Raw genomic sequence first — 15,069 nt, forward strand, 5'->3', positions numbered from 1 at the left:
TCCCTTTTTTGGAAGTAACTCATAAAAAAATGAGTAGCCCTATGATCAAAGAAAACTCTTCAAATGCTGCCAACAAAGCCTTTCTGTTTCAATCCTGCCGGATTAATGCGGCTCTGGATGCCATTTCAGGAAGATGGAAAGCACTCATCCTCATTCACATCTACGAAGGCGTAAACCGCTTCAGCCTGTTAAAAAATGTATTGCCGGGAATCTCAGATCAGACCCTGGGCAAACAACTTAAAGAGATGGAAAGAGATGGGCTGCTTTATAAAGAGATCATCGCAGAAGTCCCGGTAAGGGTAGATTATCATTTGTCTGAGAAAGGAAAAGCCTTACAACCGATCCTGGTTAGTCTTTCCGATTGGAATGACATGAAATAAGTACTATACGTCGCTATTGATCACTTCCAGCAGCAGTTTATGCATTTCATCAGGATTAAAAGGCTTGGACAGGACATATAAAATTCCCATCTCTGCCAACCTCATCCTCACTTCTTCCAGAATATCTGCGGTAAAAATCACCACTTTTGTCGCCGGATGCTCTACCTGTACCTGCCTTGCCAATTGGTAGCCATCCATTCCGGGCATATGCAAATCGATTAAGATAATGTCAAACGCCTTCTCCTTCAACATCACCAATGCAGTATATCCATTATCAGCCTGCTCTGCATCAACACCAAAATTTCCCAATTGACGCCTGGCGACGAGCAGGTTAACCGGATTGTCATCAACAATCAGCAGATTTAATCCAGGCAGGATATTCCGGACCTGTCCTTCTCCCTTAAGTACTTTCCTCATTTCCGGCCTGTGGACAATCTTAAAATCGATTTCGAACTCAAATACGGTTCCTTCGTCCATTCTGCTCCGCAGTATGATCTCGCTTTTAAACAGACTCACCAGGCCTTTGGTGATGCTCAAGCCAAGTCCTGTACCCTGCTGCTGCCTGTGACTCGCCTGCTGTACCTGATGGAACTTATCAAACACGAGGTTATGAAGATGATCGGGAATCCCTATCCCGGTATCCTCGACCTTAAAAAGCACCCTCACGACATCTTCCTTTTTACTTAGGGTAGTCAGGCTCACCACAACTTCACCTTTCTCCGTAAACTTAATCGCATTCCCGATCAGGTTATTGAGGATTCTTCCCAGGCGCAGTTCATCAAAAAAAATGGTGGAAGGAATCTCCTCATCCATATGAAACTTCAGCTCAAGGCCTTTCACTTCTGCAAGGGAATCAAACTGTTTAATGATATTTCCCACTAAAGCAGTAAGATTGCCTTCCGTTTCATGAAGCTCCATTTTCTTATTTTCAATCTTTTCCAGATCCAGGATGTCGTTCACAAGATTCAGCAAATGGTTAGAAGAAAAGCTCAGGTGACCAATATATTCCCTCGCTTGAGGATCAGGAAAATCTTTCTGGTTCAAGAGGTTACAAATTCCGATAATCCCGTTCAGCGGTGTTCGTATCTCATGGCTCATGATGGAAAGAATTTCAGTTCTCTTCCTCGCCACCTGCTCTGCCAGGTTTTTGGCCGCAATGAGCTCCTCCTGATTTTTTCTATTGTGGGTAATGTCTTTTAAAATCCCCCTGAACGATTGCACTGTGCCATTCTCCAAAACCGGAACCCCTGCAAGTCTGACCCACTTTTTGTTCTTCCTGGCAGAAGTCAGCTCCAGCTCAATGTCAAAAGGCTGAGATCCTTTAAAGGCCTCATTCAGCGTATTCAGTAAAATGATTTTATTGGAATGGTCAAAGTAATCGAAAATAGATTTATAATCCAGGACCACATCATGGGCAAGATCTTTAATGTCGTTAATTTGCCGCGTGACAAATAAATCCCTGCTGAGCAAATGGTACTCCCAGCCTCCCATTTTAGAGATATCCAAACCTATATCGAGTAAGTTATTGATTCTTTTCAGCTCTAATGTGTTTTGCTGCAGCTGATCGCTCATCAGCTTTTTAGAGGTAATGTCTTCAATTACACAGATGACCCGAACGCCCTCCGCCGCTTTCCCCACATCAATCTTCTGAAATTTCGCGCAGTACCATAAATTTTTGTTCAGGTCAAAATCAGGATAAATACACTCCTGCCGTTCTCCGGAAGCAAGCAAAGCATTTATACATTCGATAAAAACATAAGCAAAACCACCCATAACCTCTATCAAGGTCTTGTCAATGAAGAGTTCAGGCGGCATAAACAGCTTTGTTTTATCTTTTACCCAGACTTTTTTGATCACAGTATGTTCATCCAGCTCCAGAATAATATCATCAAGTGATTCTATCAGCGACTGTAAACCGGCGGTCTTTCTCAATTGAACTTCCAGCTCCGGGGCCGTCTTATCAGACAGGTTGATAAAAGAAAGCATGCCATTGATAAAGGGTATTGCTGATTTTATTCCTTCATAATGCTCTGCGGTAAAGGCTGCTCCCGAGCGAATAAGATAGAACAGCCCAAGGATCCCATCTTTATCCCTGATGCTGCAGATCAACATACTTTGATCGCCGATTTTTTTAATCTGATAATGTTTCCCGGCATTCGCCCGGGTATTTTGAAAGGTGGCATGCAAAAGACCAATCTGCCCCTCATTTACAAAGAGGTCTCCTAACCTGTTTTTATTATTGATCAATCCTGCACAATTGCTTTTTGTAACCCCGCACAATTCCTGAAGCAATTGCCGCAGCACCTCTTCTTTATGCTCCGTAGCATAAAAAGCGTTCTGAAACTGCAAAAGCTTGTTAAAAAAAGCCAGATCAGGCTCTGCCAGATAATTATTTGTTAGATCAGCCAAGGACCGCATAGGATATTCATTATTCTTTAGACGCTTGCTCAATTTACATAAATAACCCAAAAACAAACCCTCTTACCGGAGATTTATGACATAAGTTAAATAGCAGGCAACATTATTTAGAGAAAGTCATTCTCACCTATGAATCTGGAAACCATCCCCTTACAAAACAGGGATTTCCGGACCGGCCAAAGCTAGGGAAAGAGCCGGGCCTGGTATAACATTCCCTGATCGGCAGCCAGGGCAAAGTTGGAAACCGAAACCCCCAGGAGCCTCACCTTCTTTCCTTCCAGGTCTACCGAAGCCAATAAGGATTGAGAAACCTCATTGACCATCGCTATGGTTTTGATCTCCTCCGTAAAGGATTTACTTCTGGTAATCTGCTTAAAATCACTGAATTTAATCTTCACCGTCAGCGTCCTTCCATAAAGCTTGTAAAGACTCATCCGCTGAAACACGATCAGGGCGATTCTTTCCAGTTCAGGGTTCATTTCCGACAAGCTTTCCAGGTCGTAAGAAAAAGTATCTTCAGCCCCGATGGATTTAGTTTCCTGATTGGGCTCTACTTTCCGATGATCGATGCCCCTTACAATCCTGTAAAAAAAACGGCCACTCTTCCCAAAAAGATGAACGAGCTCAGCTTCAGTCAATTTCTTCAGATCGGCACCGGTATGTAAACCCCTGATTTTCATCTTTTCAGCAGTCACCTTTCCCACGCCATGGAATTTTTCTACCGGTAACTGCGCGATAAATCGTTCTACCTTCGAGGGCCCGATAAAGGTAAGCCCATCCGGTTTGTTCATGTTGGAAGCCACCTTTGCTACAAACTTATTTACCGACACGCCTGCCGAAGCGGTCAGGTTCAGCTCAGCCTTAATCGCTGCCTTGATTTCTTTGGCAATATCTATGGCCGATCCGATTCCCAATTTATCATTACTCACATCCAGATAAGCTTCGTCCAGCGACAAAGGTTCGATCAAATCGGTGTACCTGCTAAAGATCTCCCTGATTTTCCGGGAAACGTCTTTATATACTGCAAATCTTGGGTAAACGAATATAAGATGAGGACAGAGCTGCTGCGCTCTTTTAGAGGACATCGCCGAATGAACACCAAAAGCCCTGGCCTCATAACTGGCCGTAGCAACCACCCCTCCACGTCCTTCCGGACCACCGCCGACAGCCAGGGGTTTCCCCCGAAGTGAGGGGTTGTCTCTTTGCTCCACAGACGCATAGAATGAATCCATATCAATGTGTATAATCTTGCGCTGGGGCTGTTGCTCTAAAGGATTCATAAGGCCGGGGCCCTAAAATTATAAAATAAAATCCTGAATAGCGATAAACAAGAAAGGCCTGCAAATTGCAGGCCTTTCTCATGACATTCAAAGTAGATTACTTTGTGTTTTTTTTCTCAGTTACTTCAGTACGGATGTCCTGAGCAAGGCCTTTTAAATCCTGCATTGCTTTACGTACTCTTGTACCAGCAGCACCGTTTCCTGAATTATAAAATTTGTCTGCATCAGCTTCAACGCTTGCAATAAGTTCTTTAAGTTTCGAGAATTTTTCCATGTTTTTCTTTCGTTTAAGATTTTAAATATATGATATAACGCTTTAAAGTTAATAATTATTGGATTTCCACCAAATGAATATTTATGGATAATACTCTTTTTTTTATTGAACAAGCCCATTTTTACACAAAAACTACCCTTAAACCCCTGTTTCGTTTAAATAAAACGAACAAATAGATGAACAAAACAGCACAAATATATTTTCAAAAAAATTGCCTGAAGGCCTAAAATAAGGCCTGACCGCTACTTTTTTAGTATAAATACTCCCGGAGAAGCGCCGATTTCGAACTGTTTTGTAAGGTCTTTATCGCTTTATCTTTCAACTGACGGATGCGCTCCTTACTCAGCTTAAAAATAAAGACCATGTCGTCAAGTGTGGTCTGAGGATAACCAAACAAACCATAGTAATAATAGATGATCTGCCGTTCCCTTTCCGACACGATCATTAAAAACCGGCGGATATCTACAAGCAGGGATTCCTGCCACAACCGCTGATCCGCAGCTGGTGCATTTTCATTCGGAATCAGGTCTTTCACCGTAGTATCGCTATCCTCGCTAAGCAATGCATCCAAAGATTGTGACATTGGGGCATGAGAAAGAAAATCAACGGCCTGTTCGTCGGAAATCCCCATCTCCTCGGCAATTTCCTCAACAGTAGGGAAACGGCCCAGCCGCTGCTCCAGCACCTCTGCCGCCCTATATGCCTTTGTAATCCCCACAACCTGATTTCCCGGCAACCGTACCACCCGCCTGTTGTCCGCAATAGATGCCATAATGCTCTGGCGAATCCACCATACCGCAAAAGAAATGAACTTAAAACCTTTGCTCTCATCAAATCGGCCACTTGCTTTAATCAGTCCCTTATTTCCCTCGCTAATCAGGTCCGAAAGCCTCAGCCCATGGTCCTGATAACCTTTGGCCACAGACACCACAAAACGCAGGTTGGCCCTGATCAGCTTATCGGCAGCAGCACGATCTCCCGCACTGATTCTCTTGGCCAGCTCAATCTCTTCTTCCGGGCTTAACAAATCAATCTTTCCAATTTCATTTAAATACCGCTCCAGTGAATCCGTTTTACGGTTGGTAATGGATGGTGATATCCTGAAATGTCTCATAAAAAATTTCAATAGGTTAATAATTCAGTTGGTTAATTAAAATCTGTGATGTAAATCCACAAAGATTTGCCTTTCAAAAAACCCGGTAAACATTAGTTTATAAGAGCGCAAGAAATCATGAATTGTGATCGCAAACAGAAGGCCTGACCAACACAACAAACATGATTTTCAGCCGCTTCCCGAAACAAACGTATAAAAAAATAAATACACTAAGTGCAAATTAAAAAAATATATTTTATTGACAAATAATACAATAAACAGTCTTTTTAACCAACAAATAAAAAACTACTTTTCAAAAAATATACACTAAGCAAAATTTTGACTAAACATAAATTTATGTAATAAAAAAAGCCAGCAATCTTGCTGGCTTTCCTGTAGACGATAAGAATATAATATGGTTATTTGATCTTCACTACCGCACCCGTCCTGACAGATTCGTCGCTGGCAAAAGCAACATTCAGACTATTGAGCGCATCCTGTGTAGGCCCGCTGAGGTCCAGATCCTCCAGTATTGCCCTCAGGAAATGACGCTGCTCCCTGGTACACAACTCCTGATGATCAGGCTCATCACTCAGGTCTATCCATTCATCCTGCTTTGAAAACTGCCCCTGTCCATCCAGCGCTGCATGATGGACTTTAATGGACTCAGTCTTGGTATGTGCATCAATCAGGTCAGACTTCCCTGCCCCTCCGGCCTCTTTTGCAAGAATCGAGACCGCACCCTTCGGCCCGATCACATCTTTCACAAAAAATGCAGTTTCACTGATCATCGGCCCCCAGCCAGACTCATACCAGCCCACAGAGCCATCCTCAAAACGAATCTGCAATTGCCCGTAATTATAATTACCCTCAGGTATATCCTCCGTTAAACGCGCACCAATTGCAGTCACCTGCACCGGTTTCGATCCTGTCATCTGACACATCACATCAATGTAATGCACCCCACAATCCACAATCGGGCTCAGGCTCTTCATCAGGTTCCGGTGTACCATCCATTTAGCCCCCTGGCTTTGCTGGTTCAGGTTCATGCGCATTACCAAAGGTTTCCCCAGATCCTGCGACAATTCAATAAACCGTTTCCAGGAAGGATGATACCGCAAAATATAACCAACCAATAACTTCCTGTTGTATTTCTTTGCAGCATCCGCAACCCGCTGTGCAGCTTCCATACTGTCTGCCAATGGCTTTTCTATAAAAACATGACAACCCTGTTCCATTGCCTTTATTGCAAAGGCTTCGTGCGTATCCGGATAAGTGGAAATGCAGACCGCATCGGGTTTTGTACTTTCCAGGGCCGCTTCGTAATCATTAAACAAAGCATAACCAGCACCTAACTTTTCATTCAACAGGACTTTACTTGCTCCTCTTGATACCAATCCGCAAATCTCAAATCCATCCAGCTCATGATAAGCAGCAGCATGGGATGCGCCCATATTACCGCAACCCACCACAAGTACCTTAATTTTTTTTTCTGACGACATATCTCAAATTTATTATTTTAATTGATAAAATGAAGACAGCACCGGCAGCAACTCAAATCAATCTGCTGAATTTTAATAAAGCCTCAGAATAATACCTTAAATTTGAGAACAGATCAATTATTAAATGGCATTCATCGACTATTATAAAATTCTGGGTATTGACAAGAAGGCTTCTCAGGACGATATAAAAAAAGCCTACAGAAAATTGGCAAGGAAATATCATCCGGACCTCAACCCCAACGACAAGGAATCAAACAAGAAGTTTCAGGAGATCAATGAAGCGAACGAAGCGCTTAGTGATCCTGATAAAAGAAAAAAATATGACGAGTATGGCGCAAACTGGAAAAACTCAGAACAGTTTGACCAGTCCCGAAGGTCACAATCAGGAGGACGTACCCAAAATCCGTTTTCCGGAGGAGGATATGGTGCTGCCGACTTCGGCGGCGGAGGAGACTTTTCAGACTTCTTTGAATCGATGTTCGGTGGCGGAAACAGAAGCTCAGGCAGAAGCAGCGTAAAATATAAAGGCCAGGATTACCAGGCTTCATTACAGCTTAAACTGCGGGATGCCTATAAAACCCACAAGCAAACCTTAACCGTTAACGGGAAAAATATCCGCATCACGATACCTGCCGGTATTGCAGACGAACAGGTCATTAAATTAAACGGGCATGGTGGCCCGGGTGTAAACGGAGGCCCTGCCGGCGACCTTTACATTACCATCAATATTGAAGAAGATGCGATGTTTAAAAGATTAAATAACGACCTGTACGTTCAGCAGGAAATCGACCTGTACATTGCCGTATTAGGAGGTGAAGTTACGATAGAAACCCTGGATGGAAAGGTAAAACTAAAAGTTCCTGCCGGAACACAGAATGGCACAAAGGTGAGGCTAAAGAACAAAGGATTTCCTGTCTATAAAAAGGAAGGGGAATTCGGAAACATGTTCATCACTTATGCCATCCGTATTCCTGCCGAGCTGAGCGACAAACAAAAAGAACTGTTTAAAGAACTACAAAACCTGAGTTAATCCCAACAGCCATGGAAACAGAATTCATCACCATCACTGAATATTGTATCAATTATGACATAGACCCTTCTTTTATCGTTTCTTTAGAAGAGTCAGGCATCATCATATTCACCATCATCGGAGAAGAAAAGTTTATCCATCAGGAACAATTCAGCGAGCTGGATAAATACATCCATTTACATTACGAGCTGCAGATCAATATTGAAGGAATAGATGCCATCAGGCATTTACTGCAGAAAGTAAGCCAGATGCAGGAGGAGATCAGGGAACTGAACAAAAAACTCCATCTGCAGGGATAAATTCAGCTTGCATTTTACAAAAAATTACTAAATTCACGGATGGCTTCATCTTATTCTCTTGCCGAAGATCTTTCTACCCTCCAGCAATATTACCCCTACGAAACTGAGGAGCCTTACTCACCTACTTTTAATATTGGCATTTACATGCCGGGAATGGTCATCACTGCCGATCAGCCCAAACTGATTAGAAAAATGCATTTCTCTATGGTTCCCTTTTTCTTTAAAGAGCGGAAATCAGCGATGTGTGATGCGAGAAGTTCCCAGATCCTGATCAAACCTGTATTTAAACAACTGGTTACTGCCAATAAACGCTGCCTGATTTTAGCCGATGGCTTTTACATCTGGCAGAGATTTGGCGCAGAGAAATACCCTTTCCGCTTCCAGCTAAAAGACCGTCAGGTCTTTGCAATGGCAGGACTCTGGTCGGCCTGGATCGATCCGGAAACAAAAGAAAGATACGAATCCTTCTGCATCGTCACTACCCCTGCCAATCCCCTGGTCAGAGAAATCAGGAAATCTATGCCGGTTATCCTGACTCCGGAAACCGAAAAAATATGGCTGAGCAAGGAAACAAACGAAGAAGAATTACTGGCCACCTGCACCGCCTACCCGGAGGAACAAATGATCAGGTTCCTGGTTTCCAAAGACATTGCAGACAGAAGCCTCAATGATGCAAACCTCATCAAACCGCTGAACTACGTTCCGGCCTAATCCTCAACTCTTTTAAAATGACTGATCAGGGCAGAAAGCTCAGACTCGGCAATGAGCCTGGGATCTGCAAATTGCTTTTTTAATAAATTTCGGGGAACCTTTACCAGACCGGTAGTGGTCTGTAAAATCACCTCTTTTTCTAACAGTGTATGAGAAAAATAATCTCCTACATTAGGGTTCAGCTCGGATAACCTGATCAACAGCTCATAAAATACAAAAACGGGAATACTCACAGCCCAAAGGTAAAGTAAGGCGCTTTTAATGTTAAATTATCATTACATCAACAAATACTCCTGATTTAACATAGCATTAACCAAAGCCGCAAATTCATTATTAAAAAAGATTATCCACATATGGATAAATTAACATTATCATAACATTCAAACTCATTATTTTGCGCCAAATATCAAAACTATGAGAATAAAACACCTACTTATCTACAGTTGCCTGACTATCTTCACTATAGCAGGTTGTTCAAAAAAAGACGAGACTCCCGCTACCTACAAAATTTCAGAAGATTTCGAAAATGGCCGTAAAACAAGCTATGCTGCTAAAAACGATACACTCATCACAGGGATCTGGAACTTTGATGACGCACTGGCGGGTAACCAGGCCGGAGATTTAAAAAACGGACTAAGAAGTGCCAGACTAAGAACCGGCAAGATCACCATGAATTTCGATGTAAGCGGCCTGAAAACCCTGTACATCAGTCATGGTAAATTTGGAAAAGATGCCAACTCTACCTGGCAATTGTTAATGTCAACAGATGGAGGTACTACTTTTAACCCATTGGGTGCAGAGATTCAGGAAAGCAATGTCACTTTGGTAACAGACTCCTTCCAGATTGATGTAAAAGGAAAAGTACGTTTCCAGATCAGGAAGAGCAGTGCAACAACCAGGATAAACATCGATGACATCACCTTTAAAGGAACAGGCGAGTCCGGAATCGTTCCAGGCAAACCGAAACCGGAAACAGATCCCGGAAATGGCGGCGAAACCCCTAATCCAGGCCCCTCTTCCAGAGACCTTGTGGTTGGTGCAGATGCGCAACCCCTAACGGGAGATGACAGCAATGCCTTGCTCGGAAACCCTTCAGAAGCCAGCGCATTAACACCTGAAAACTATCTTTTAGACATGCGTTATTACATGCAATCCTACAGCAGCAGCAGAGGGATCCCGAACTGGGTAAGCTGGCATATAGATGCCAAGAGCCTGGTTAAAGGAACCGAAAGACTGGATAATTTTGCATCCTATACAGGTTTGCCTTCTGCATTCTACAAGGTATTAAACAGCAGCTATACCGGCTCAGGTTTCGACAGAGGCCACAACTGCCCTTCCGGAGACCGCGTAAGCTCCAAGGAGGCCAATGGTGCAACATTTTTCATGAACAACATGATCCCTCAGGCACCAAATAACAATCAAAAAACATGGGAAGGCCTGGAAAGCTATCTGCGCTCACAGGTGACTTCCGGAAATGAAGTATATGTTGTCATGGGAAGTTATGGAACTGGTGGCGTAGGAAGTTCAGGAGCAATGACCACCACGATCGACAATGGAAAAGTTACCGTGCCAGGTAATGTATGGAAAATTGCCGTCATTATTCCTGAAGGAAATGGTGATGTTCAGCGCATCAGTGCTGCGACAAGAGTAATCGCAGTCAATACGCCAAACATCAACACCGTAGATTTCGACTGGAAAAAATACATTGTAACGGTAAGTGACATCGAGAAAGCAACAGGATATAAACTCCTTTCCAGCTTACCTCAACCGGTACAGGACGCTTTAAAAGTTAAAAAGGACTCGGGCAATTAAGCCGGGTTCCAAACCCATAAAAAACGGTTGTCCAATGTTGGGCAACCGTTTTTTTATTTCATACCGGCCCATAAAAGCCGGTTATTTAAGGCTTCAATACTGAGTGGATGTCCTATCTTTGTACTTACATGAAACCCTACCTCCGACTTTTCGACTTTTCCCAGAAAATCAACTATAAAACTGAGATCCTGGCCGGCCTGACCGTCGCCATGACCATGATGCCCGAATCCCTGTCTTTTGCCATCCTTGCCGGATTTCCTCCTTTGGCAGGACTATATGCCGCATTTATCATGGGACTCGTAACTGCCATTTTTGGTGGAAGACCCGGACTGATCTCCGGAGGTGCCGGAGCTACCGTAATCGTCCTGATCGCTTTAATGAAATCACATGGGCTCGATTATGTGTTCGCAGCAGTGGTCCTGGCAGGGATCTTTCAGATTGCCATCGGCTTATTTAAACTCGGCAAATTTGTACGCCTTGTTCCTCAGCCCGTCATGTTTGGCTTTGTAAACGGACTGGCAATCATCATCTTTATGGCGCAGCTCGAACAGTTCAAGGTCAATGTAAACGGAGAAATGCAATGGATGAGCGGCAATGCACTCTACCTCATGCTTGGACTCGTTGCCCTGACGATTGCGATTGTAGTCGCATTACCGAAGTTCACAAAGGCCATTCCCGCCTCTCTGGTGGCCATTATCGTGGTCTTCCTATTGGTGTTAGGATTTAATATTGATACTAAAACCGTTAAAGACATTGCTTCTGTTAGCGGGGGATTTCCTCCTTTCCATATTCCGGAGGTGCCTTTTAACCTGCAAACCCTGCAGGTCATCTTTCCCTACGCCCTGATTATGGCCGCTGTGGGTTTAACCGAAGGTTTATTAACCCTAAATCTCGTTGATGAAATTACCGACAGCAAAGGAAACAGCAACCGGGAATGTATTGCCCAGGGAACAGCAAACATGCTCAATGGCTTTTTCTTTGGCATGGGTGGATGTCCGATGATCGCCCAGACACTGGTAAATCTTTCTGCAGGTGCAAGGGCCCGTTTATCGGGAATCATCGCTGCGCTAACCATTCTCGTGATCATTCTCTTCGCTGCGCCCATCATAGAAAGGGTACCCATGGCTGCTTTAACCGGGGTAATGATCATGGTAGCCATTGGAACATTCGAATGGATGAGTTTCAAAATCGTCAACAAAATGCCAGGACAGGATATATTTGTCGGCATTCTCGTGGCCGGAATTACCGTCTGGCTTCACAACCTTGCCTTAGCCGTACTGGTTGGTGTGATCGTCTCTGCACTAATCTTTGCCTGGGAAAGCGCCAAAAGAATCAGGGTTAAAAAGTACCTGGACGACAATGGAATCCTGCATTACGAAATCTATGGCCCCCTGTTTTTCGGCTCCGTAGCAAATTTTAATGAAAAATTCGACGTAGCCAATGACCCCCGGGAAGTGATTATTGATTTTAAAGACAGCAGGATTGCCGACATGTCGGGGATTGATGCGCTCAATAAACTCACAGAGCGATACCATAAAGCAGGAAAAAAACTACAGCTTTTCCACCTGAGTCAGGATTGCCGAAACCTGTTAAAAGACGCAGAAGGAGTAATTGTCGTCAACATCCTGGAAGATCCCACTTATAGAATCGCTACAGAAAAACAATAATAGGGCAATGAAACCCATCCAGGGAGCTTATTCCTAAAAAATTCATGCCTAAAAAATAAATAAAACAATCACATGACTTTGAATTCTCTATATTAATCGTATTATTGCAATGTATTAATCAACACAACATGGGACTTACCAAATCAGAGATCTTTACCGACGAGCAAAACCAGTTGTCACAGCTTCTGAAAGCCATGGCACACCCTGCCAGGATTGCCATTTTACAAAGGATCCTCATTTCCAATACCTGTATCTGCGGAGACCTGGTAGAAGAACTGGGCCTGGCACAAGCCACCATTTCCCAACATTTGAAAGAACTCAAAACAGCAGGGCTGATCCAGGGAACCATCGAAGGTGTGAGTGTTTGCTATTGCATCAACCCGGTAACCTGGAAATTGATGGAAAAGCAATTGGGTGCTTTCCTGTCTGCTTACAAAGGCGAAGCTCATTGCTGTTAAAAAAAATTGTCCATATCAATCGTAAAATTGCAATATTATGAATACAACCACATTAATGAACTGGCAAAGCTTTAAATCAAAGCTTCAGGAGCATCCGGAACTGATGCTCCAGTTCCAATATGCCGCAGACAAGTGGGTAGATGCCTCTTACCACATCACCGAAATCAAACAGGCCCCTATCGTATCGGTAGACTGCGGCGGAGTGATGAACTCTTGGACGGAAATCATTGTCCAGCTTTGGGAACCTTCAGAAAAAGGCAGCGAAAGAGCCATGCAGGTGAGCAAAGCCCTGTCCATCGTGCAATTGGTAGAGAAAACTTTGCCATTAAATCCATTGGGCATCCTGAAGATCGAATTTGGAAATTCTCAATTCGACACCAGACAGATGTTTCCGGGAGCAATCAACCTGGATGGAGAAAACCTGATCGTTAACCTCATCCCTGATGCCACACAATGCAAAGCCATTGGCCGCGGAGGAAGTTGCGGTACAACCGATACCGGAGAAGAATGCTGTGCGCCTGCCGCGAGCGAATCAAAACCTAAAATTCAATTGATCAACCTTGCTTCCGACGGACCAGTATGTGGCCCGGATTCCGGATGCTGTTAATCGCTAATTTATAAAAACCAGGAAACCATGATGAAAAAAGTATTGGTATTATGCACTGGAAACAGTTGCCGCAGTCAGATTGCAGAAGGTTATTTAAGACATTTTGCTGGAAATAAAGCCATCATTTACAGCGCAGGCATAGAAACCCATGGCCTAAATCCAAGGGCCATAGCAACGATGAAAGTAGATGGAATAGACATTTCTGCCCATACCTCCAACAACATCGACGAATATCGGAACATCAACTTCGATTTTGTGATCACGGTCTGCGATAACGCGAAAGAAAACTGTCCTTATTTCCCTACCAAGGCCGTAAAATTCCATTACAACTTCCCTGATCCGGCAAAAGCAACAGGAACGGAAGATGAAATCAACGCGCAATTTGCAGCAGTACGTGAACTGATCAAGCACTATGCGCAGAACTTTGTAAACGAAAACCTCGGTTAGTCCTATGTCTGCAAATCACTGCTCCCCAATAAGCGAAAGAAAGAAACTTAGTTTTTTAGACCGCTACCTTACTTTATGGATCTTTCTGGCCATGGCCATCGGTGTTGGTGTTGGCTATTTCATTCCCTCCTCTTCAGGACTGATCAATTCCTTTTCCAGCGGAACAACCAATATTCCACTGGCCATCGGATTGATCCTGATGATGTATCCGCCACTCGCAAAAGTGAAATATGAAAATATGGGGGAAGTGTTTAAAGACACCAAAGTATTGAGCACCTCTCTGGTGCTCAACTGGGTTATAGGCCCCATACTGATGTTTATCCTGGCCATTACCTTCCTCAGGGATTATCCGGAATACATGATCGGACTAATCCTGATCGGTCTGGCCAGGTGTATAGCCATGGTGGTGGTATGGAACGAACTTGCAGAAGGAAACAGGGAATACGCGGCTGGGCTCATCGCCCTCAACAGCATTTTCCAGGTCTTATTATACAGTGTTTACGCCTATGTATTTATTACAGTCCTGCCCCCTTTATTTGGATTGAAAGGGCTGGAAGTAAACATTACCATTGCGCAAATTGCCGAAAGCGTGGCCATTTACCTGGGCATTCCTTTTGCCATGGGCATCATCAGCAGATACAGCCTCATCCGCTTAAAAGGAGAAAAATGGTTCCAGGAAAAGTTCGTTCCCTTTATCTCTCCCATCACCCTGATCGCATTGCTGTTTACGATTGTCATCATGTTTAGCCTGAAAGGAAAACTGATCGTTCAGATCCCTATGGACGTCGTTCGCATTGCCGTTCCATTGACCATCTATTTTGCCCTGATGTTTGTATGCAGCTTCTTTGCAGGAAGGTATTTCGGTGCAGACTATTCCAAAAGTACGTCGATTGCCTTTACCGCTACCGGAAACAACTTCGAACTGGCCATTGCCGTAGCGATTGGCGTCTTTGGCATCAACTCCGGACAAGCTTTTGCAGGTGTGATCGGTCCTTTAGTTGAAGTGCCTGCATTGATTGCACTGGTTAATGTCGCTTTCTGGTTCAGGAAAAAGTACGATATCAGCTAATATTCAACGAAGCAGGACAAAG

16 protein-coding genes are annotated in these 15,069 nt (G+C 43.8%); 10 read left to right on the forward strand and 6 right to left on the reverse strand.

Features of this window, described 5'->3' with window-relative positions; genetic code table 11:
* The first annotated feature begins 41 nt into the window (after positions 1 to 41).
* A complete protein-coding gene (locus tag DBR43_RS02370; RefSeq protein WP_124577552.1) occupies positions 42 to 380 on the forward strand; it encodes a winged helix-turn-helix transcriptional regulator in 339 nt (112 codons plus the stop codon).
* 3 nt (positions 381 to 383) lie between these two features.
* Here DBR43_RS02370 and DBR43_RS02375 read toward each other — a convergent pair whose 3' ends face one another.
* The 5 genes from DBR43_RS02375 to DBR43_RS02395 all read right to left on the reverse strand — a co-directional run bounded on the left by DBR43_RS02375 (position 384) and on the right by DBR43_RS02395 (position 6,947).
* Positions 384 to 2,789: a response regulator gene (locus tag DBR43_RS02375; RefSeq protein WP_158622401.1), complete on the reverse strand. Its 2,406-nt coding sequence runs from the start codon at positions 2,787 to 2,789 to the stop codon at positions 384 to 386.
* A gap of 191 nt (positions 2,790 to 2,980) precedes the next feature.
* The gene (dinB, locus tag DBR43_RS02380; protein WP_233602816.1) at positions 2,981 to 4,030 is read right to left on the reverse strand and encodes a DNA polymerase IV; all 1,050 of its coding nucleotides are present in this window, start codon (positions 4,028 to 4,030) and stop codon (positions 2,981 to 2,983) included.
* 145 nt (positions 4,031 to 4,175) lie between these two features.
* Positions 4,176 to 4,352 carry a hypothetical protein gene (locus DBR43_RS02385; protein WP_062547595.1) on the reverse strand — a complete coding sequence of 59 codons (177 nt, stop codon included), beginning with the start codon at positions 4,350 to 4,352 and terminating at the stop codon, positions 4,176 to 4,178.
* A 250-nt stretch (positions 4,353 to 4,602) separates the two neighbouring features.
* Positions 4,603 to 5,466 carry an RNA polymerase sigma factor RpoD/SigA gene (locus tag DBR43_RS02390; protein ID WP_124577558.1) on the reverse strand — a complete coding sequence of 288 codons (864 nt, stop codon included), beginning with the start codon at positions 5,464 to 5,466 and terminating at the stop codon, positions 4,603 to 4,605.
* A gap of 398 nt (positions 5,467 to 5,864) precedes the next feature.
* Positions 5,865 to 6,947: a Gfo/Idh/MocA family protein gene (locus DBR43_RS02395; RefSeq protein WP_124577560.1), complete on the reverse strand. Its 1,083-nt coding sequence runs from the start codon at positions 6,945 to 6,947 to the stop codon at positions 5,865 to 5,867.
* Positions 6,948 to 7,071: 124 nt separating this feature from the next.
* On the opposite strand from DBR43_RS02395, the gene DBR43_RS02400 reads away from it, so the two are divergent.
* The 3 genes from DBR43_RS02400 to DBR43_RS02410 are packed head-to-tail and all read left to right on the forward strand — an operon-like array spanning position 7,072 to position 8,987.
* Complete coding sequence (locus DBR43_RS02400) at positions 7,072 to 7,977, forward strand: DnaJ C-terminal domain-containing protein (RefSeq protein ID WP_124577562.1); 906 nt, start codon at positions 7,072 to 7,074, stop codon at positions 7,975 to 7,977.
* Positions 7,978 to 7,988: 11 nt separating this feature from the next.
* On the forward strand, positions 7,989 to 8,276 hold the full coding sequence (locus tag DBR43_RS02405; protein ID WP_124577564.1) for a chaperone modulator CbpM: 288 nt from the start codon (positions 7,989 to 7,991) through the stop codon (positions 8,274 to 8,276).
* 39 nt (positions 8,277 to 8,315) lie between these two features.
* The gene (locus DBR43_RS02410; RefSeq protein ID WP_124577566.1) at positions 8,316 to 8,987 is read left to right on the forward strand and encodes an SOS response-associated peptidase; all 672 of its coding nucleotides are present in this window, start codon (positions 8,316 to 8,318) and stop codon (positions 8,985 to 8,987) included.
* Here DBR43_RS02410 and DBR43_RS02415 read toward each other — a convergent pair.
* Positions 8,984 to 9,220, reverse strand: coding sequence for a hypothetical protein (locus tag DBR43_RS02415; RefSeq protein ID WP_124577568.1), 237 nt, complete (start codon positions 9,218 to 9,220; stop codon positions 8,984 to 8,986). The genes DBR43_RS02410 and DBR43_RS02415 overlap by 4 nt on opposite strands.
* Before the next feature lie 181 nt (positions 9,221 to 9,401).
* Here DBR43_RS02415 and DBR43_RS02420 point away from each other — a divergent pair, with 181 nt between their 5' ends.
* From DBR43_RS02420 to arsB, 6 genes are all read left to right on the forward strand, one after another.
* Positions 9,402 to 10,799 (forward strand): DNA/RNA non-specific endonuclease, encoded by a 1,398-nt coding sequence (locus tag DBR43_RS02420; protein WP_124577570.1) that lies wholly within the window; start codon positions 9,402 to 9,404, stop codon positions 10,797 to 10,799.
* A 128-nt stretch (positions 10,800 to 10,927) separates the two neighbouring features.
* Positions 10,928 to 12,466 (forward strand): SulP family inorganic anion transporter, encoded by a 1,539-nt coding sequence (locus tag DBR43_RS02425; RefSeq protein ID WP_124577572.1) that lies wholly within the window; start codon positions 10,928 to 10,930, stop codon positions 12,464 to 12,466.
* 128 nt (positions 12,467 to 12,594) lie between these two features.
* A complete protein-coding gene (locus tag DBR43_RS02430) occupies positions 12,595 to 12,924 on the forward strand; it encodes an ArsR/SmtB family transcription factor (RefSeq protein WP_124577574.1) in 330 nt (109 codons plus the stop codon).
* 37 nt (positions 12,925 to 12,961) lie between these two features.
* Positions 12,962 to 13,531 carry a DUF6428 family protein gene (locus tag DBR43_RS02435; RefSeq protein ID WP_124577576.1) on the forward strand — a complete coding sequence of 190 codons (570 nt, stop codon included), beginning with the start codon at positions 12,962 to 12,964 and terminating at the stop codon, positions 13,529 to 13,531.
* Positions 13,532 to 13,561: 30 nt separating this feature from the next.
* Positions 13,562 to 13,978, forward strand: coding sequence for an arsenate reductase ArsC (locus tag DBR43_RS02440; protein ID WP_124580388.1), 417 nt, complete (start codon positions 13,562 to 13,564; stop codon positions 13,976 to 13,978).
* Positions 13,979 to 13,982: 4 nt separating this feature from the next.
* Positions 13,983 to 15,047, forward strand: a complete 1,065-nt coding sequence (gene arsB, locus DBR43_RS02445; RefSeq protein ID WP_124577579.1) for an ACR3 family arsenite efflux transporter — start codon at positions 13,983 to 13,985, stop codon at positions 15,045 to 15,047.
* The last annotated feature ends 22 nt before the right edge of the window (positions 15,048 to 15,069 follow it).

The sequence above is a fragment of the Pedobacter sp. KBW06 genome, from assembly GCF_003852525.1.
GTDB lineage: Bacteria > Bacteroidota > Bacteroidia > Sphingobacteriales > Sphingobacteriaceae > Pedobacter.